Origin of the sequence: Streptomyces sp. x-19, from assembly GCF_046549115.1 — a bacterium.
Taxonomy (GTDB): Bacteria; Actinomycetota; Actinomycetes; order Streptomycetales; family Streptomycetaceae; genus Streptomyces; species Streptomyces albulus_C.
Genome location: NZ_JAJPWK010000011.1, coordinates 225,048 through 241,674, shown reverse-complemented (window position 1 = coordinate 241,674; position 16,627 = coordinate 225,048). Strand labels below are relative to the sequence as shown.

The following is a 16,627-nucleotide window of genomic DNA, read 5'->3' as shown; positions in this document are numbered from 1 at the left end:
GTTGTTTCCCTGTGCGGGTCCGTCGTGCTGTTGTGGGGTGGGGTTGTTTCCCTGTGCGGGTCCGTCGTGCTGTTGTGGGGTGGGGTTGTTTCCCTGTGCGGGTCCGTCGTGCTGTTGTGGGGTGGGGTTGTTTCCCTGTGCGGGTCCGTCGTGCTGTTGTGGGGTGGGGCTGTTCCCCTGTGCCGGTCCGTCGTGCTGCTGCGGGGTGGAGTCGCTGCTGTGGGCCGGGCCGTCGGAGTTGAAGGGGGTCGGGGCAGGGCCGTTGTCGTGCGGAGCAGGTGTCGTCGGACCCGTGGAGTCCGGCGTGGGGGAGTGGCCCGGAGCAGGAGGCGGCGCCGAAGCGGTGTCCGGAGCCGGCGTGTGTGCCTGCGTGGTGTCCGGAGTCGGTGTGTGCGAGGCGCCGGGCGGCGGGGCGTCGGCGTTCTGCGGCGTCGACTGGGACTCCCGGTAGCCCTCGTCGAAGGGCGTCAGCCGGCTCGGCGGCGGGGTGTCGGAGTTCATCGGCCGGGGCGGGGTGCCGCCGCCTGTCGAGTGGTCACCGGTTCCGCCGGTGGGTGAACTGCCTTCGTGCGTAACGGGGTTCGGCGAACCGCCGCCGGTGGTGGTGGTGGTGGTGCTGCTGCCGCCGCCGGTCGAGTCGCCGCCGGCGCCGCCCGACAGGGAGTCATGCGGTGCGGAGCCGCCGTTCGAGGGGCCGCCTGTTGAGGAGTCGCCGGTCGAACCGCCGGTCGAACCGCCGCCCGTCGAGGTGTGCCCGCCCGGTGATGAGCTTCCGCCGCCGCCCGACGACGAGCCGCCGCCTGACGACGAGCCGCCCCCGGAGGTCGTTCCACCGCCGCCACCGGACGACGACGCGCCGCCGCCCGACGAGCTCGTGCTCTCGGAACCGCCGCTCCCGCTTCCGGACTCGTGCCCCGAGTCCCCGTCGGAGTTGTGGCCGGCGGCCGATTCCAGACCGTTGCGGGCGTGGTGACCGGCCTTGGCGCCGGCGCCGTCGCGCAGCGACTCGGCGAACGTCTGCCCCGAGTTCTCCAGCGCGTTGCTGCCCTCCTCAACGCCCTTGTTGACGGTGCGGCCGGCGTCGAAGCCGTCCTGCGCGCCGAAGCTCATGTTCACGGACTGCGTGATGACATCCGAGATCATGGCCTGGAGGGCCGAGACGGCAGGCTCCTTGGCGGTCTCCAGGGCCGCGTCGAGGACCTGCTTCGCGGCCTCCTTGATGATCTTCCGGACGATCGCCCGGGTCGCCGCGGTGGCCGCGGCCACGCCTATCTCCGATAGGCCGAAGGTGAAGGGTGCCGCGGCTTGGGCCGCGATGATCTCGGCCGCGAGGATCGCCAACTGGGCGATCACCGCGACTTTCATGCCGATGACGAGGCCGGCCGCGACGTCGAGGGCGACGGCGATGGTCTCGGCGGCGGTGCGGGCGTCGGAGAAGTACCCGGACCCTGAGCCACCGGCGAACTTCTCCCAGGTGGTGGTGAAGCCGTCGATCGAGTCGCCGGAGTTCTGCGACACCACGTTGCCGGCCGCCGTGACGCCCCGTTGCTGGAGCTCCTCGACGCCGGAGGCGAAGTTCCGCCACTCCTGGGCGGATTCTCGCAGTTTGTCTTCGTCTGCCGTGGGCCAGTTGAACCCCAGCATTTCAAGGACCCACTCAAGTGCGTCCGGCAGCATTAGCGACACGACGGGGTTCCCTCGGCAGGTTCTAGATCACGGGTGTGGGGGTGGGGGTGAGGTACGGCAAGGGGTAAAGAAGTGGACATGCACAGGCCAAGATCGACGGAGGGGCAGGACGGGGCGGAGCAGGAGGCGTGGCGGAAGGGGGCGGGGTCGGCGGATGGAGCGGGTGGTGCCCGCTGGGCGACCCGTCAGAGGGTGGGGCTCTTGAGGCGGCCGACCGCCTGGCTCTCCGTCTTGGCTTCCGAGAGGTGCCGCTGCATCACCGCGTCGGTGGACTCCTCGTCTGCCTCGTGGTTCTTCGCCATGTTGGTCAACCCGCCGCCGATTTCCTGGAGTTTCTTGGCGAGGTGTGCCATGGACTCGTACATGCCGTCCCGCAGGCCCTCGTAGACGATGCCGAACTTTTCGCCCAGGTCGTCGTCTCCCCAGGGGGGTGTGTCCGAGCCCTCCAGAGAGGTCAGCGCACTCTCCAGCTTGTCGACGAGGCTCTGGTAGTCCTTGCCGATCTGGTCGAAGTCGCTGCCGCCAGTGCGCAGTGACGGTACGTCAGCCTTGAAGCCGTCTCCCACCGAGTTCCCTACATCTCTCGCGTGATCGTGACTGTGCGCCACAATGGTGATGGAAAGTTTAAACACTTGGACTGGACAAACCTCAAGAATGTCTTTGCAACAGCTTTGTTGCAGAGTGGGCAGCCCATGGGGCCGAGGTGTGGCTTGCGTAGATGTCGATCATGTGATCTTGCGCTGCCCGGGTTGTCCCGGCCCGTGCCCGTGCGTCGCCGTTTACCCGCCCGACAGCGCGAGCTGAACGTTCGTTGAACAATCGGGGGCCCGCGGATCCCTGGCACCCATCCGGTCATCTGGCACACCGACCGGTGAGTTCCACCAGGGAGGATCGTCCATGGCCAGCACCACCTCAGCGGGGAGCGTGTCCGCGGGGGAGCACGCGCCCCCGTCGGGTGCCCCGACCGTGCCAGCGAACGCGACCTCGCCGGCGAGCACACCCCCGGCGGCGCCCACCCCGACCGGGCGAACGGGCCCCGGTGGACTGCTCGCCCGCGTCCGGGCCTCGCGTACGGCCGCGGCGCCACGGCCCGCGTACGCCCGCCCCGCGCTGCTGGCCATCCTCGCCCTGGCCGCGGTGCTGTTCGCCTGGGACATCCAACACAGCGCGTTCCACACCTTCTACGCCGAGACCGCGCGCAGCATGGCGGAGAGCTGGCACGCCTTTCTCTTCGGCTCCTTCGACCCCGGCGGCTCGATCACCATCGACAAACTGCCGGGCTTCCTGTGGCCGCAGGCGCTCGCCGTGCGGATCTTCGGCTTCCACCCGTGGGCGCTGACCCTGCCCCAGGTGATCGAGGGCGTGCTCAGCGTCGCGGTCCTGTACCGCGCGGTGCGCCGTTGGGCGGGGGAGCACCCCGCCCTCCTGGCAGCCGCCGCCTTCGCCGTCACCCCGGCGATAGCCGGACTGTTCCGCACGCCGGTCGAGGACCCGGCGTTCACCCTGTGCGTGCTGCTGGCCGCCGATGCCACGCTGCGCGCTGCCCGCCAGGGTCGGTTGCGTCCGCTGGTGGCGGCCGGTGTCTGGGTGGGGCTGGGCTTCCAGGCCAAGATGCTGGAGGCGTGGGGGGTGCTGCCGGCGCTCGGGCTGCTGTACGCGTTCTCCGCCCCGACGGCGCTGCGGCGCAGGCTGGCGCACCTGTCGGTGGCGGGCGCGGTGTGCCTGGCGGTGTCGGCGTCGTGGGTGCTGCTGGTGACGTTCACCCCCGCCAAGGACCGCCCCTACGTCGACGGGACGACCAACAACTCCGCGGTCAGTCAGGTGGTCGGCTACAACTTCCTCAACCGCTTCTCCAGCGTCAACGTGAGCGCCGCGGACACCGGCAGCGTCGCCGTGTCGACCATGGCCGGCACCGCCCCGGCGCCCCCGACCGGCCGTTCCCGGCCCACCGCCGCACAGTGGCTCAAGATGTTCGCCCCGTCACTCGTCTCGCAGATCGGCTGGTTGTACCCGGCCGCGGCGCTCGCGGCGGTGTGCGGACTGGTGTGGCGGCGCGGCCGGCCGCGGACGGATCCGTTGCGGGCCGGCTTCGTCCTGTGGGCGGTGTGGTTGGCCACGTACTTCCTGGTGTTCAGCGCCGGGGCGATCGGCGGCCACACCTACTACATGGGGGTGTTGGCCGTTCCCCTGGCGGCGTTGTTCGGTGCCGGGACGGTGCAGTTCTGGCGTGCCTGGCTGCGCGGCGGGCGGCGCCGGGCGTGGGCGCTGCCGACCGTCGTGGTCGCCACGGTGGCCTGGTCTGTGGCGCTCGGGCGCCTGTTTCCGACCTTCCTGCCGTGGTTGGCGCCGGCTGCGGTCGCGTTGGGGGCGGGTGCGCTGGTGCTGATGGCCCGCGCCCGCTCCGGCCGCACCGCCGGCACGGGTGCGGTACGGCGGCGGACCGCCGTACTGGGGCTGGTCACCGGTCTCGTGGCGATGCTGCTGCCGTCCGCCGCCTGGGCGTCGTCGGTCCTCGACCCGGAGTACGGGCACTCCGGCATGGGCTCGACCGGGCCGGTCGCGAACTGGCACCGCCTGGCGGCCGAGCGGGCCGCCGCCGCGCGTCTGGCGGCCCATCGCCCCCGCCGCTCCGACGGCGCGCACCCGAACCCGAACGCGGGTGGCGCCGCCGCCAAGCCGTCCCCCGGCCGTCCCCCGGGCAAGTCCACCGACGCGTCACCCGACGGTTCCGGGCTCACCGCCGTCCAGCAGCAGCTCCTCGCCTACACCCGGGCCCACCAGGGCGGCGCCCGCTACCTCTTCGCCACCACCAGCTGGCGCACCGCCTCCCCGTACATCCTGCACGCCGGCGCCGCGGTGCTGCCGATGGGCGGCTTCACCGGCACCGCGCCCACCCCCACCGCGGCCGGTTTCCGCGAGCTCGTCGCCACCGGGCAGCTGCGGTACGTCGTACTCGGCGGCCCGGCCACCGACCCCGGTCGCGCCATCGCCCCATGGGTGCGCGCCCACTGCGACCGCGTACCGGGCCAGGCCCACCGGCTCTACCGCTGCGCGCCGGAGCCCGCCACGGCCCGGCCGGCTCCGGGGCGCTGACGGGCGACGGCAAACCCCCGCCCCGGCCGGCCCACCGGCAAGTCAGGGTTGCGTCAACGTCTGCGGAGCGCCCCGCGGTTCGTGACGGTGGGCGGTGACGATGCTCGCGGGACTCGAAGGACGAGTTCGCGCGCCGGCCGGTGACAGACCGCGGGGAAACGTTCCGCGTGGCACCGTCCGGCGCGCCGTGGTGCGGAAGGGGAGCACGTCATGCGGTGGGCCACCGAGGGGACCGGGGCGGCGGAGGAGCCGCGTCCCGGCAGGCTGAAAATCTTCCTCGGGGCCGCTCCCGGCGTCGGCAAGACCTACCGCATGCTGGACGAGGGCCGGCGCCGGGCCGCCCGCGGCACGGACGTGCTGGTGGCGTTCGCCGAGTGCCACGGCCGGCCGGCCACCGAAGCGATGCTCGACGGGCTGACCGTGCTGCCCCGCCTGGTCCGTCGGCACCGCGACACGGAACGCGCCGAACTCGACCTCGACCGGGTGCTGGAGCGGCGCCCCGCGGTGGCGCTGATCGACGAACTCGCCCACACCAACGCTCCGGGCGGTCGGCGCGCCAAGCGGTGGCAGGACGTCGAGGAACTGCTCGCCGCCGGCATCGACGTGGTGGCCACCCTCAACATCCAGCACCTGGAGTCGCTCACCGACGTCGTCGAGAAGATCACGGGGGTGCCGCAGTTCGAGACGGTGCCCGACGAAGTGGTGCGCCGCGCCCACGAGATCGAACTCGTCGACCTACCGGCCGAGGGCCTGCGCCGCCGCATGGCGCACGGCAACGTCTACCCGCCGGAGAAGGTCGACGCCGCCCTGTCGCACTACTTCCGCCTCGGCAACCTCAACGCACTGCGCGAACTGGCGCTGCTGTGGGTCGCCGGGCGGGTGGACGAAGCGCTGTGCGCGTACCGGCACGACCACCGGATCGGCCCGGTGTGGGAGACCCGGGAACGGGTGGTGGTGGCGCTGACCGGTGGCCCGGAAGGCACGACCCTGATCCGTCGGGCCGCGCGGATCGTGAACCTCCCCCGGTCCCGCCACCCCGACCGCGCGGCCGAGACCGCACTCTCCGCGGGCGACCTGCTGGCCGTGCACATCGCCCGCAGCGACGGGCCGGCCGGTTCCTCGGCCGCAGCGCTGGCCGGTCAGCGCCAGCTCGTCGAGAGCCTCGGCGGCAGCTACCACGCGGTGGTCGCCGACGACGTGCCCGCCGCCCTGCTGGACTTCGCCCGCGCCCAGAACGCCACCCAACTCGTCGTCGGTGCCAGCCGGCGCGGCCGACTGCGCCGGTTCCTCGCCCCGCGCGGGGTGGGGGAGACCGTCGTCGAACTCTCCGGCGACATCGACGTCCACACGGTCACCCACGAACGCGCCGGGCAGGGGCGCGGCTGGCCGGTGGCCGGCAGCGGTCTGCCGCGAAGTCGGCGGGTGGCCGGGCCCCTCGCCGGCCTGGTGCTGCCCCTGCTGCTGACCCTCGTCCTGCGTGCCGTCTCGGGACCGCTCTCGCTCAACCTCACCAGCGAGGCGCTGCTGTTCCTGCTCACCGTGTTGGGCGTGGCGTGCATCGGCGGTGTGGTGTCCGCCCTGCTCGCCTCGGTGACGACCTCGCTGTTGCTGAACTACTCCTTCCTGCCGCCCGTCGGTGAGTTCACCTTCGCCGAGGCGAACGTGGTGGTCGCGCAGGCCGCCTTCACGACCGTCGCGGTCACCGTCGCCGCGATCGTGGACCGCTCGCTGCGCCTGGGCCGGCGCGCCGCCCGGGCGACCGCGGAGGCCGAGACGCTGACCTCGTTGGCCGGCGGCATCCTGCGCGGGGACCGTGCCGTGCCCGCCCTCCTGGAACGCACCCGGGAGACCTTCGGCATGGACCGGATCGAGCTGCGTCCGCGGGTGGAGACGGGGGAGCCGTGGCCGTCATACGGCGCCGACACTGTTGCCACGGGCGCCGCGGACGGGACGGGTGCCGACCACCGCACCGAGGTCGCGATAGGGGACGACAGCGTGCTGGTGCTCACCGGGCGCCGGCTGCCCGCCTCCGAGCACCGGGTGCTCACCGCCTTCGCCGCGCACCTGACCGCGGCCGTCGAGCGGGCCCGGCTCGCCGAGGCGGCCGCCGAGGTCGAAGTGGTCAAGGCGGCCAACCGGATGCGCACCGCGCTGCTGGCCGCGGTAGGCCACGACCTGCGTACCCCGCTCGCCGGCAGCTGGGCCGCGATCAGCTCGCTGCGCAGCCGCGACGTGGAGTTCTCCGCCGAGGACCGGGACGAACTCCTCGCCACCGCCGAGGAATCGCTCGCCAAACTCAGCCGCCTGGTCGACAACCTCCTGGACATGAGCAGACTCCAGGCCGGCGCGCTGACCCCGCACCGGGAGCCGGTGGCGCTGGCCGACGTGCTGGCGGCGGCACTGGACACCCTGCCCGACTCACCCCCGCAGGCGTCCGGCCGGGTCGTCGCCCGTGGGTTGGAGGAAGCCCCCGACGCGCTCGCGGACCCGCCGCTGCTGGAACGCGTCATCGCCAACCTGGTGTCCAACGCGGTGCGCCACTCGCCGGCCGGCCGCCCGGTCACGATCGGCGCCAGCGCGCTCGCCGGCCGCGTCGAGCTGCGGATCATCGACCGCGGTCCGGGCATTCAACTGCCCGACCGGGAGCGGGCGTTCGAGCCCTTCCAGCGCTTCGGCGACACCGACAACACCACCGGCCTCGGACTCGGCCTGGCGCTCTCCCGCGGCCTGACGGAGGCGATGGGCGGCACGCTCGTCCCGGAAGAGACGCCCGGCGGCGGCCTCACCATGGTCGTGTCGCTGCCGGCCGCACCGGCCCCGATCGTCACCGCGGCCCCCGCGGTACCGGGCAGCGGCGCCCTTCCCGTGGCCGGGGTGGGCGCCGGCGCAACGGAGTTGGGCGTCCGTCGCCACCGAGGACGCTAGGCCGGGCGGGGAGATCGCGCGCAGGCGCTCGGTCCAACGGGCCAGGGCCGCCGCGCGCACGGGAGTGGGTGGCGCAGAGCCGGCGGACCGCCCGGGCGACCGAGGACACCGAACTCCAACGCCGCGCGGTGCTGGGGCAGATCCCGGCGGCCGAGTACAAGGCCCGCACGGTCGCCCGGGCGGCAGGCGTCGAGGTGGGCCGCAACCCGTTCGCACGCTAGTGTGCCGGGGTGAGCCATCACGTCGTCATGGGATTCGGGCCCGCCGGGGCGGCCACCGCTCGACTGCTCGTCGCGCGGGGGCACGCGGTACGGGTCGTCACCACCTCCGGCCGCAGTCCGGAGCCGGGCATCGAGCACGTCGCGTGCGACGCGCGGGACCGCGCGCGGCTGACGGAGATCGTGCGGGGCGCCGTCGCGCTCCACGGCTGTGCCGCACCGCCCTACCACCGGTGGGCCGAGGACTGGCCGCCGCTGGTCTCGTCGCTCTGCGCGGTGGCCGAGGAGACCGGCGCGGTCCTCGTCATGCTGGGCAACCTCTACGGCTATGGTCCGGTCGACGGTCCGCTGACCGAGGACCTGCCGCTCGCCGCGACCGGCGTCAAGGGCCGGGTGCGGGCCAGCGGATGGGAACAGGTGCTGCGCCGGCACGACGAGGGCCGCCTCAGGGCCGTCGAGGTACGGGCCGCGGACTTCTTCGGGCCCGGCGTGACCGACGGCGGGCACCTGGCGGCCCAGGTGGTGCCGCGGCTGCTGCGCGGCAAACCGGTCTCCGTGCTCGGGGACCCGGACGCCCCGCACAGCTGGAGCTACCTCCCCGACGTCGCCGCCGCGCTGGTCGAGGTCGCGGGCGAGGAACGGGCCTGGGGACGGGCCTGGCACGTCCCGACGGAACCGGCGCTGTCCGCCCGGCAGATGATCGACCGCCTCGCCGCCCGCGCCGGAACCGGCCCCGTCGCGGTGCGCAGGCTGCCGCCGGTCGCGCTGGGCGTCGCCGGGCTCTTCTCCCCGCTGATCCGCGAACTCAAGGAGATCCGCTACCAGTTCGACCGCCCGTTCGTGATGGACGCACGCGCCTACGAAGCCGCCTTCGCCGTACGGGCCACCCCCGTGGACGAACAGGTCGACGCGACGGTGGACTGGTGGCGGGCGCGATCGACCACCAGCACCGCGTGACGGTCGGGCCGCGGAACGACCCCGTCCGACCGGGCCGCGGTCAGGCCGCGACGGCCTCCACGAGGGACGCGAAGGCGGGCGTGCGCAGGATCCGGGTGCGCCGCAGGCCGGCACGGGCGAAGAGGCCGTCCAACTCCTTCGGGCCGCGCCGTCTGCCGGTGACGAGCGTCATCATCGCCACGTCCAACGCCTCGCCCGGAGGCGGGGCGTTGCCGGGCACCGGCACGACGTCGACGACCAGTACCCTGCCGTCCGGCGCCAGTCCGCGCCGGCAGGCGGTCAGGACGCGCACCGCCGCGTCGTCGTCCCAGGCGTGCAGGACGCGCCGGAGCACGTAGACGTCGCCGCCGTCCGGCACGGCGGTGAAGACGTCGCCGGGCTCGGCCCGCCAGCGCCCGGCGAGCCCCGGCTCGTCCAGGACGTGGTCTGCCAGCGCGGGCGCCCGGTCCAACAGCACACCGGTCAGCCCCGGGTGGCGCCGCAGGACCTGCCGCAGCAACCCGCCCCGCCCACCGCCCACGTCGACCACGGTGCCCCGCTCGGGGAACGGGTACGCGCCGGCGACCAGGGCGTCCAGCGGCTCGGAGAACGCCGCCATGCCGGTGTCGAAGAGTTCCCGGGCGGTGGCGTCCTCCTTGAGGTACTCGAAGAACGGCGCGCCGACGACCTGGGGGAAGCCGGGTCTGCCGGTCCGTATGGTCGCGTCGAGGGCCGACGACGCGCGCACGAACAACGCGTCGGTCAGCAGCAGTACCGCGTCGCGCAGCGAGCCCGGCACCCCGGCACGCAGGAACTGCGCGGCCGGGGTGAGGTGGAAGGCGCCGTTGGCGTCCTCGCGGAAGATCCCGCGCGAGGCGAGGTAGCGCAGGCACCGGCGGAGGAACGCGGCGTCCGTGCCGGTGAGCCGGGCGAGTTCGGCGGCGGTGCGGGGGCCGCCGGCCAGATGGTCGGCCAGGTGGTGGACGGCGGCCATCCGCAACGCCGCGGAGTACAGGTGCCCCAGCGACTGGTCGATCAGGTGCGCCGCTCCCGCGTGCGCCGTGGCCTCGGTCAGATCGGGGTGGTCGGTGGGGTTCGGGGTGTTCACCGGCAGCCTCCGGGCAGATGGTCGGTGAGTCGGGCGGATGCCCCTCACTCGCTCGTGCCGCGCCCTGCCGTCCTCGCCACCGCCCCGTGCGCAACTCCGTCCCGGCCTGGCGGCCGAGGGCTTCCCGACCCGCCGGACCGGCTCGTCGCGGGAACGTGGGGTCAGTCGGCGGAGGTGTCCAGGAACGGCAGGACCGCCCCCGTCAGCAACGGGGATTCGAGAATGGCGCAGCGCGTTGCACCGGGCAAGACTGCCCACCGCACCAGGCGGGACGGGCCGGTCCGGCAACCGGGAGGGCGGGCCGCCACAACCCGCCCACCCCCGGCCCGGGACGGTGCCCCGTCAGCCGTCGAGGGCGCCGTCGAGCCCGCCCTCGACCCCACCGTCCCGCAGGATCGCGTCGATGCGGGCGCGGTGCGCGGCTTCCCAGGCGTCGAGGCTCTCTTCGGCCTCCTTGGCCAGTTTGGTACGGGCGGCCCGGAGCACCTCCTCCTGCCGGTCCCGGGGCACGACGACGATGCCCTCCTCGTCCGCGACCACGACGTCCCCGGCGCGGACGTCCACCCCGCCGCACCGCACGTCGACGTTGTGCGGCCGCACGGCCGCCTTGCCGCCGGGGAACGGGACGACCCCGCGGGCGAACACCGGGAAGCCCATCGCGCGCACCTCGGCGAGGTCCCGGATCAGGCCGTCGGCGACGAAGGCCGCGATGCCCCGGCGTTGCGCCACGGCACAGACGTTGCCGCCGGCGAGCGCGTGGTCCAGGTCGCCGGACTCCACGACGATCACCGAACCCGGTGCCGCGCGGTGGATGGCCGCGTGCACCATGAGGTTGTCGCCGGGCGGGCAGCGCACGGTGAACGCCGGGCCGGCGACCCGCGGCGTCGGGGACCACAGGGGCCGGATGCCGATGTCCATGACCTGCCCGCGGCCCAGGACGTCCGCGAGGGTGGTGGGCGGGATCTCCCGGAACCCGTCGGGGGTGGGGGAACCGGCGTGGTCGTTCATGCGCTGTCTCCGTTCGGTGCGGGCTGCGGCGCACGGTAACACCGGCCGCGGGGACGACCGGACGGCCGGGGCTGCGGTGGGCGGCACGCGCAGGCGTGCCGCCCACCGGCGCTCAGGCGTCGTAGGCCAGCAGCCCCATCATTCCGCTTTCGCCGTGGTAGGCGTTGTGGCAGTGGATCAACCACCGGCCCGGGTTGTCGGCATCGAAGTCGCAGGTGACCGTTGATCCCGGCAGGACGATGACGGTGTCCTTCCGAGGGCCGGCTGCGCCGAGTTGGTAGGTGTGCCCGTGCAGGTGCATCGGGTGCCACATGTCGGTGGTGTTGACGAACTGCAGGCGCACCCGTTGGCCGCTGCCGACGGTGAAGGGGTGGGCGTCCGCGGCGTTCATGGCGAACCGCCGGCCGTTGAGCGCCCAGTCGTACTTCGCCATCCCCCCGGTCAACGCGATGCGGTGGGTGACGTCCGGCCGACGGGACGCGAGGCGGACGCCCTCGACGGCCCGCAGGGCGCCGGCGACCGGGATCCGGCCGTTGAGTTCCGCGGGCCGGACGGCGGCGGACGGGGCGCGGCCGGAGCCGGTGCGCACCAGAGCCAGTCCGGCCGCCCCCTTGCCCTCGGCCAGGGCGACGAGCGGGAACACGCCGTCGCCCAACGTCACCAGCGCGTCGTACCGTTCGCCGGGGCCGATCAGCAGGGCGTCGGCCGGTTCGTGGGCGACGGGATAGCCGTCGGTGTGGGTGACGGTGAGCCGGTGGCCGCCGAGGGCGACCCGGAACGCGGTGTCCCCGCCGGCGTTGACGATCCGCAGCCGGAGCCTGCGGCCGGGCTTGCCCCGGTACGTGGCGGGCGCGGCCGGCACCCGGCCGTTGACGAGGTAGTACGGGTACTTCACGTCACCGGCGTCGCCGCCCAGCAGGGCGCTGGTCGCCCCCATCAGCATGAAGGGGTCGTCCGCGCCGGCCATCCCCGGCATCCCCGGCATGTCGCCTGAGCTGCCCATGCCCTGCATGCCGCCCATCCCTCCCATCCCGCCCATGCCGCCCGTCCCTCCAGTACCGCCGGGTGAGCCGTCCTTCCCGTCGTGCGGCGTGGCACCGTGGTCCGGGCCCATGCCCCGTTGCAGCGCGGCGAGCGCCTGGTCCGGAGTGCCGGTGACGCCGTCGAGCCAGTCGTCGAGCACCACGACCCACTCGTCGTCGTACCCCAGCGGTTCGTGCGGGTCCTCGACGATCAGCGGGCCGTACAGGCCACGGTCCAACTGGACCCCGACGTGCGGATGGAACCAGTAGGTGCCGGGCGTCTCGGCGACGAACCGGTAGGTGAACGCCCCGCCGGCCGCCACCGCCCGCTGGGTGACGGGCGGGACGCCGTCCATGTCGTTGCGCAGCGCGAGGCCGTGCCAGTGGATCGAGGTGGGTTGCGGCAGGTGGTTGGCGAGCTCGGCGACGAGCGTGTCGCCCGCGGTGACCCGGAGTTCCCGGCCCGGCAGCCGACCGTCGAAGCTCCAGGTCCGGACGGTCTTCCCGGCGCCCAGATCGACGGCGCCGGCGGTCGCGGTCAGCTTGAACCGGCGTTCCCGACCGGAGTGGTGGCGCTTCTTCTCGGCGGCCGCCACGGCCGCCCCGGACGGGCTGACCAGGGTGGGGCCGGAGCCGCCTCGGGCCGCGGGGCCCGCGGCGTCCGCGGAACAGCCGGCGAGCAAGCCGGAGCCCGCCGCGCCCAGCCCCGCCAGCAGGACGGCGCGTCGATCGATGGTCTTCATGGAGTGGTGTCCTTCGCGCAGGGGTGCCCGGCGCGCGGGCGCGCACCGTGGGGCGCGGCGCTCGTGCGCAGGGGGAGGGAAAAGGCCGGGGAGAAGTGCGGCTCGGCCTAAATGCGAAGGACGGAGAGGGTCGCCGGATCGGGTGGCGAGGGCCCGCCGACCGGGCGCGGTCCGGGTGTCGGGGGCGCCGCGGCGCGCGCCGTGCGGGCCGTGCCGAGCAGCGGCGGCGGCCCCACGACGTGCTCGGACCGCACGTCGTACGACGAACAGTGGGCGCCCGACGAACACGGCGTGCCGTCGTTGTGGAGGTGCCCGGCACCGCCGGCGTGCGCGGGGCCGGGCATGCGGTGGCCGGACGGGGCGTGCACGGCCGGCGCGAGACCGGACGGGGCGTGCGGGTGGGCGGCGACGGCGGCCGGCGCGAAGGCCGTCGCGGGGGCGGTCTCGGGCAGGTCGTGGTGGGCGATCACCGAGAGGAGCAGCCAGAGGAGGGCGAGCAGCGCCGCGGGACGCCGGTGGCCGATCCTCGCGGTCGGCTGCCGGTGGTGCGTCCGCACGCTCACGCGTTTCTCCCCTCCACCGCTCGGTCGACCGTCACTTCGCGCCACGCGCCACGTGCGCCGCTGCGGCCCGACCATACCCCCTGGGGCTATGAGGGCGAGTGGTCGGCCCCGACCGAGCGGGTCCGGTCGCGGCCCGGTGGGGCGAGTCCGTCCGGCGGCCCGGCTCGGACCCGCTCCGCAAGGATTCGGCCACTCTCCAGCGGTGCGGCGGCCGTTGCCCGGTGATCTGCCACGATGAGGCGGCCCGACCGCGATGTCCGTGCGGTGTCCGCGCGTTGTGAGAGGAGTGGCCCGGTGAGCACGACTTCCCTCAGCTCGGCAGTGATGACCCATCCGGTGCGCGAGCGACAGGCCGCGGCGCTCGCCGCCCGCCTGGGGCTCGGGGGACTGGCGCTGGATCCGGACCCGACCGGCCCGCCGTCCGCACTGCGTACCGCGCTGGTGGCGTGGGCGGCCCGGGCGGACGACGCCGGACACCACCTGGTCGTCCAGGACGACGTGGCGGCGCCGCCCGAGCTGGTGGAGCTGGTGGCCGGATCGGTGGCACGGTTCCCGGACGAGGCGTTGATCTTCTACACCAACTGGCACGCCCGCAACGGCGCCGCGGCCCGACTGGCGGCGTTGGCCGGTGCCGGCTGGGTGCGGGCGGTGCCGGAGGAGTTCGCGCCGACGCTGGCCATCTGCCTGCCGGTGCGCACCGCGGACGCGTTCCGGGCGTTCGCCGCGGGCACCGCCGAGCGCCACGACGACGAGGTGATGGCGACCTTCCTGCGGACCGAGGCCCGGCCGGGACTGCTCGCGGTGCCGACCGTGGTCGAGCACATCGGGACGAGCAGCATCAACGGGCACGCCGCGCAGGGCATCCGGCTGGCGGTGTGCCCCGTGGGGACGGCCGAGGCGCGTCCGCTGTTGGACCGCGGCTGGGTGCTGGAGGAGTGGGGCTGGCTGCCGTACATGCGCTACGGCGAGGGGTATGTGCGGCCCGTGGGACACGAGCACGACGCCGATCCGCGACGGCACCTGCGCTGGACCGAGGTGCTGCCCGCCACCGGCCTGACGGAAAGTCAGATCTGGGACGTGGTGCGGCGGCACCGGGCCGAGGACGCCGCGGCGTCGGTGGCACGACTGTTCGGTCGGGGCTTCGCGGACGAACTGTGGATCCACTGCCTGTTGTTGGGGCGGCAGGCCGAGGACGCCGCGCGCCGGCACGCGGCACGCCGGGCGGCGGCGGGGCCCGTGGACAACGCCGCGGCCCGGGTCCGGGCGGCGGCGTTGTCCACGGTCGGGCCGGCCGGGCTGCCCCCCGAGCGGCGGCCGGAACTGACTCCGGAGCACACCGCGCTGATGGCGGCTTACGCGGAGAGCGCGGTGCGGTGCGGCGGTCGACTGCTCGGGCCGGTGGAGGGGCAGCCGGCGGACGTCCGGTAGGCCGGGTGCGCACCGCCTGGCGCGGCCGGGCTCCAGGGAGGGACTCCGCGCGGCTTCGGACTCCGGACGGCGACGGTGGCGGCGGCGTCCAGGCACCGCCGTCACCACCGTTCTCGTCCTCGCACCCCGAGGGGAGGCGACCGGTCGGCCTTCAGGCGGCCGGTGCGGATCTCCCGGAGCCGCTGCGGTCGGCACCGTCGCGGACGTCGTGGGTGATCCACACGCAGGGCTCCCAGTAGGCGCCGCGGTCGCGGGAGCGGTCGATGTGGAGGGGGGCCAGGCCGCCCGGGAAGACGTACCGGCCGTCGTCGGGGAAGGCCATCCCGGTCCACGCCTCCCATTCGGCGACGGTGCCGGTGATGCGGGAGGACTCCGCCACCGCCGCGGAGACGGTCCCGCCCTGGCGCACCTGGGTGCGGATCCACGGGTCGAACGGGGCGCCGTCGGCCCGGGTCCAGGCGGCGTAGCGGTCGATGGGGACGAGCGGGTAGCGGTCCTTCCAGGTGGGGCGCACCGGGACGATCACGTGGGAGAGACCGGCGGTGCGGGCCATCTCGGCCATGTGGCCCAGGAGCCGGGTGGAGTACCCCTTGCCCTGGTGGGCCGGGGCGATCTCGATGCCCAGGGCGCACAGGGCATCGGGCCCGGCCCCGGCGTCGTGGTCCTCGAACGCCGCCGCGATGGAGGCGTCGAGGCCGGTCCCGAGGCCCTCGGGTGTGCCGTCCCAGGTGCGGGGCAGGGTCCGGCCGGCGCCGAGCACGGTGTCCGTCGCGGCGTCGTGGAGGAGGAACTGGTGGTCGGGAAAATCGCTGAACAGGCGGTCCCAGAATCCGGCGTTGATGTCGCCGTGCAGGTTGTACTCCGGGACCACGCCGGCGAATTCCCCGGTGAGGCGGTCCCACAATTCCGGACGCTCGGTGTGGTGGACGAACTGGAGGGTCATGCGGTGCGCTCCTGCGAATTTCCCGGCTTCTCCGCGGACCAGACGATGACCAGCGGGATGTCCTGCCAGGCGGCCCGGGCCGCGTCCGCGAAGGATTCCTCGTAACCTCCGGGGGCCAGCCGGCCGTTGAAGGCCGGTTCGTGGCATTCCCTAACGGTCAGTCCGGCGGCGTGGAACGCGTCGAGATAGCGGCCGGGCAGATGGACGTGGTTGCGGACGAAGGCCAGTTGGTCCGTGTCGTGGACGAACACGCACTGGCCCTGGAGGGAGATGACGAACGGGTGCATGTCGGAGAGGACGACGCGGCCGCCGGGACGGAGTACCCGGGCCAATTCGGCGATTCCCGGCGTGAGGTCCGGAAGGTGCGTCATCGCCAGCGAGCAGACCACGAGGTCGACGCTCTCGTCGTCCACCGGGAGGCTTTCCATTCGGCCGTGCCGGAATTCGGCGCCGGGCACCTTGCGGCGGGCGTGCGCCAGCATTTCCGGTGACTGGTCGACGCCGATGGTGCGGTAGCCGCGGGCGGCCAGCGCGGCGGTCTGGCGGCCCGTGCCGCAGGCCGCGTCCAGTGCGGTGCCCACCGGGCCGCGGTCCAGGAGCCGGTGCACCACCGGCTCCTCGACCTCGATGTACGAGCTGGGCAGCGAGTCGTAGCGGGTCGACCAGGAGGCGTAGCCGGCCGCCGCGTCCAGTTCGTCGACCGCCGCGCCGCCGTCCGGGAGCAGGCCGCCCTCGTCGTTGGCCACTGCCTGGATCTCCGCCACCCGGGCTTTGAGGAAATCCTCGTCCGCGTCCATGGCGTGACGGAGGAGCGCCAACCCCTGGATGCCCAGCACGAGTTCGCGTACCCGGAATTCTCGGTTCATTTCCTGCTGCCTTTCTTGGCCGGAATTTCCGTTGTCGGTGCCTCGTTCGCGCTTCTAGCATGACGCGCGTGATCGAGGGATATATGGA

The 16,627-nt window shown here is 73.9% G+C and carries 13 protein-coding genes; 5 read left to right on the top strand and 8 right to left on the bottom strand.

Features of this window, described 5'->3' with window-relative positions:
- On the bottom strand, positions 1 to 1,686 hold a 1,686-nt coding region (locus ACLJT4_RS24770; RefSeq protein WP_411125302.1), incomplete at its 3' end, for a hypothetical protein.
- 185 nt (positions 1,687 to 1,871) lie between these two features.
- Entirely contained in the window at positions 1,872 to 2,252 is a 381-nt protein-coding gene (locus ACLJT4_RS24765) for a hypothetical protein (RefSeq protein ID WP_411125300.1), read from the bottom strand.
- 400 nt (positions 2,253 to 2,652) lie between these two features.
- Here ACLJT4_RS24765 and ACLJT4_RS24760 point away from each other — a divergent pair, with 400 nt between their 5' ends.
- From ACLJT4_RS24760 to ACLJT4_RS24745, 4 genes are all read left to right on the top strand, one after another.
- The gene (locus ACLJT4_RS24760) at positions 2,653 to 4,779 is read left to right on the top strand and encodes an ArnT family glycosyltransferase (RefSeq protein WP_411125298.1); all 2,127 of its coding nucleotides are present in this window, start codon (positions 2,653 to 2,655) and stop codon (positions 4,777 to 4,779) included.
- A 210-nt stretch (positions 4,780 to 4,989) separates the two neighbouring features.
- On the top strand, positions 4,990 to 7,704 hold the full coding sequence (locus tag ACLJT4_RS24755) for an ATP-binding protein (protein ID WP_411125296.1): 2,715 nt from the start codon (positions 4,990 to 4,992) through the stop codon (positions 7,702 to 7,704).
- 68 nt (positions 7,705 to 7,772) lie between these two features.
- Positions 7,773 to 7,925 (top strand): hypothetical protein, encoded by a 153-nt coding sequence (locus ACLJT4_RS24750; protein ID WP_411125294.1) that lies wholly within the window; start codon positions 7,773 to 7,775, stop codon positions 7,923 to 7,925.
- A gap of 9 nt (positions 7,926 to 7,934) precedes the next feature.
- The gene (locus ACLJT4_RS24745; protein WP_411125292.1) at positions 7,935 to 8,879 is read left to right on the top strand and encodes an NAD-dependent epimerase/dehydratase family protein; all 945 of its coding nucleotides are present in this window, start codon (positions 7,935 to 7,937) and stop codon (positions 8,877 to 8,879) included.
- 40 nt (positions 8,880 to 8,919) lie between these two features.
- Here ACLJT4_RS24745 and ACLJT4_RS24740 read toward each other — a convergent pair whose 3' ends face one another.
- From ACLJT4_RS24740 to ACLJT4_RS24725, 4 genes are all read right to left on the bottom strand, one after another.
- Positions 8,920 to 9,966: a methyltransferase gene (locus ACLJT4_RS24740; RefSeq protein WP_411125290.1), complete on the bottom strand. Its 1,047-nt coding sequence runs from the start codon at positions 9,964 to 9,966 to the stop codon at positions 8,920 to 8,922.
- Between the two features lie 342 nt (positions 9,967 to 10,308).
- On the bottom strand, positions 10,309 to 10,974 hold the full coding sequence (locus tag ACLJT4_RS24735) for an RraA family protein (protein ID WP_411125288.1): 666 nt from the start codon (positions 10,972 to 10,974) through the stop codon (positions 10,309 to 10,311).
- A gap of 112 nt (positions 10,975 to 11,086) precedes the next feature.
- Positions 11,087 to 12,739 (bottom strand): multicopper oxidase family protein, encoded by a 1,653-nt coding sequence (locus tag ACLJT4_RS24730; RefSeq protein ID WP_411125286.1) that lies wholly within the window; start codon positions 12,737 to 12,739, stop codon positions 11,087 to 11,089.
- Positions 12,740 to 12,846: 107 nt separating this feature from the next.
- Entirely contained in the window at positions 12,847 to 13,302 is a 456-nt protein-coding gene (locus ACLJT4_RS24725) for a hypothetical protein (RefSeq protein WP_411125284.1), read from the bottom strand.
- A gap of 294 nt (positions 13,303 to 13,596) precedes the next feature.
- On the opposite strand from ACLJT4_RS24725, the gene ACLJT4_RS24720 reads away from it, so the two are divergent.
- Positions 13,597 to 14,730 (top strand): hypothetical protein, encoded by a 1,134-nt coding sequence (locus tag ACLJT4_RS24720; RefSeq protein ID WP_411125282.1) that lies wholly within the window; start codon positions 13,597 to 13,599, stop codon positions 14,728 to 14,730.
- A 151-nt stretch (positions 14,731 to 14,881) separates the two neighbouring features.
- Here ACLJT4_RS24720 and ACLJT4_RS24715 read toward each other — a convergent pair whose 3' ends face one another.
- Together ACLJT4_RS24715 and ACLJT4_RS24710 are read right to left on the bottom strand one after the other, a co-directional pair.
- Complete coding sequence (locus ACLJT4_RS24715; RefSeq protein WP_411125280.1) at positions 14,882 to 15,673, bottom strand: GNAT family N-acetyltransferase; 792 nt, start codon at positions 15,671 to 15,673, stop codon at positions 14,882 to 14,884.
- On the bottom strand, positions 15,670 to 16,539 hold the full coding sequence (locus ACLJT4_RS24710) for a class I SAM-dependent methyltransferase (RefSeq protein WP_411125278.1): 870 nt from the start codon (positions 16,537 to 16,539) through the stop codon (positions 15,670 to 15,672). Before ACLJT4_RS24710 ends, ACLJT4_RS24715 begins: the two co-directional genes overlap by 4 nt.
- Between the last annotated feature and the right edge of the window lie 88 nt (positions 16,540 to 16,627).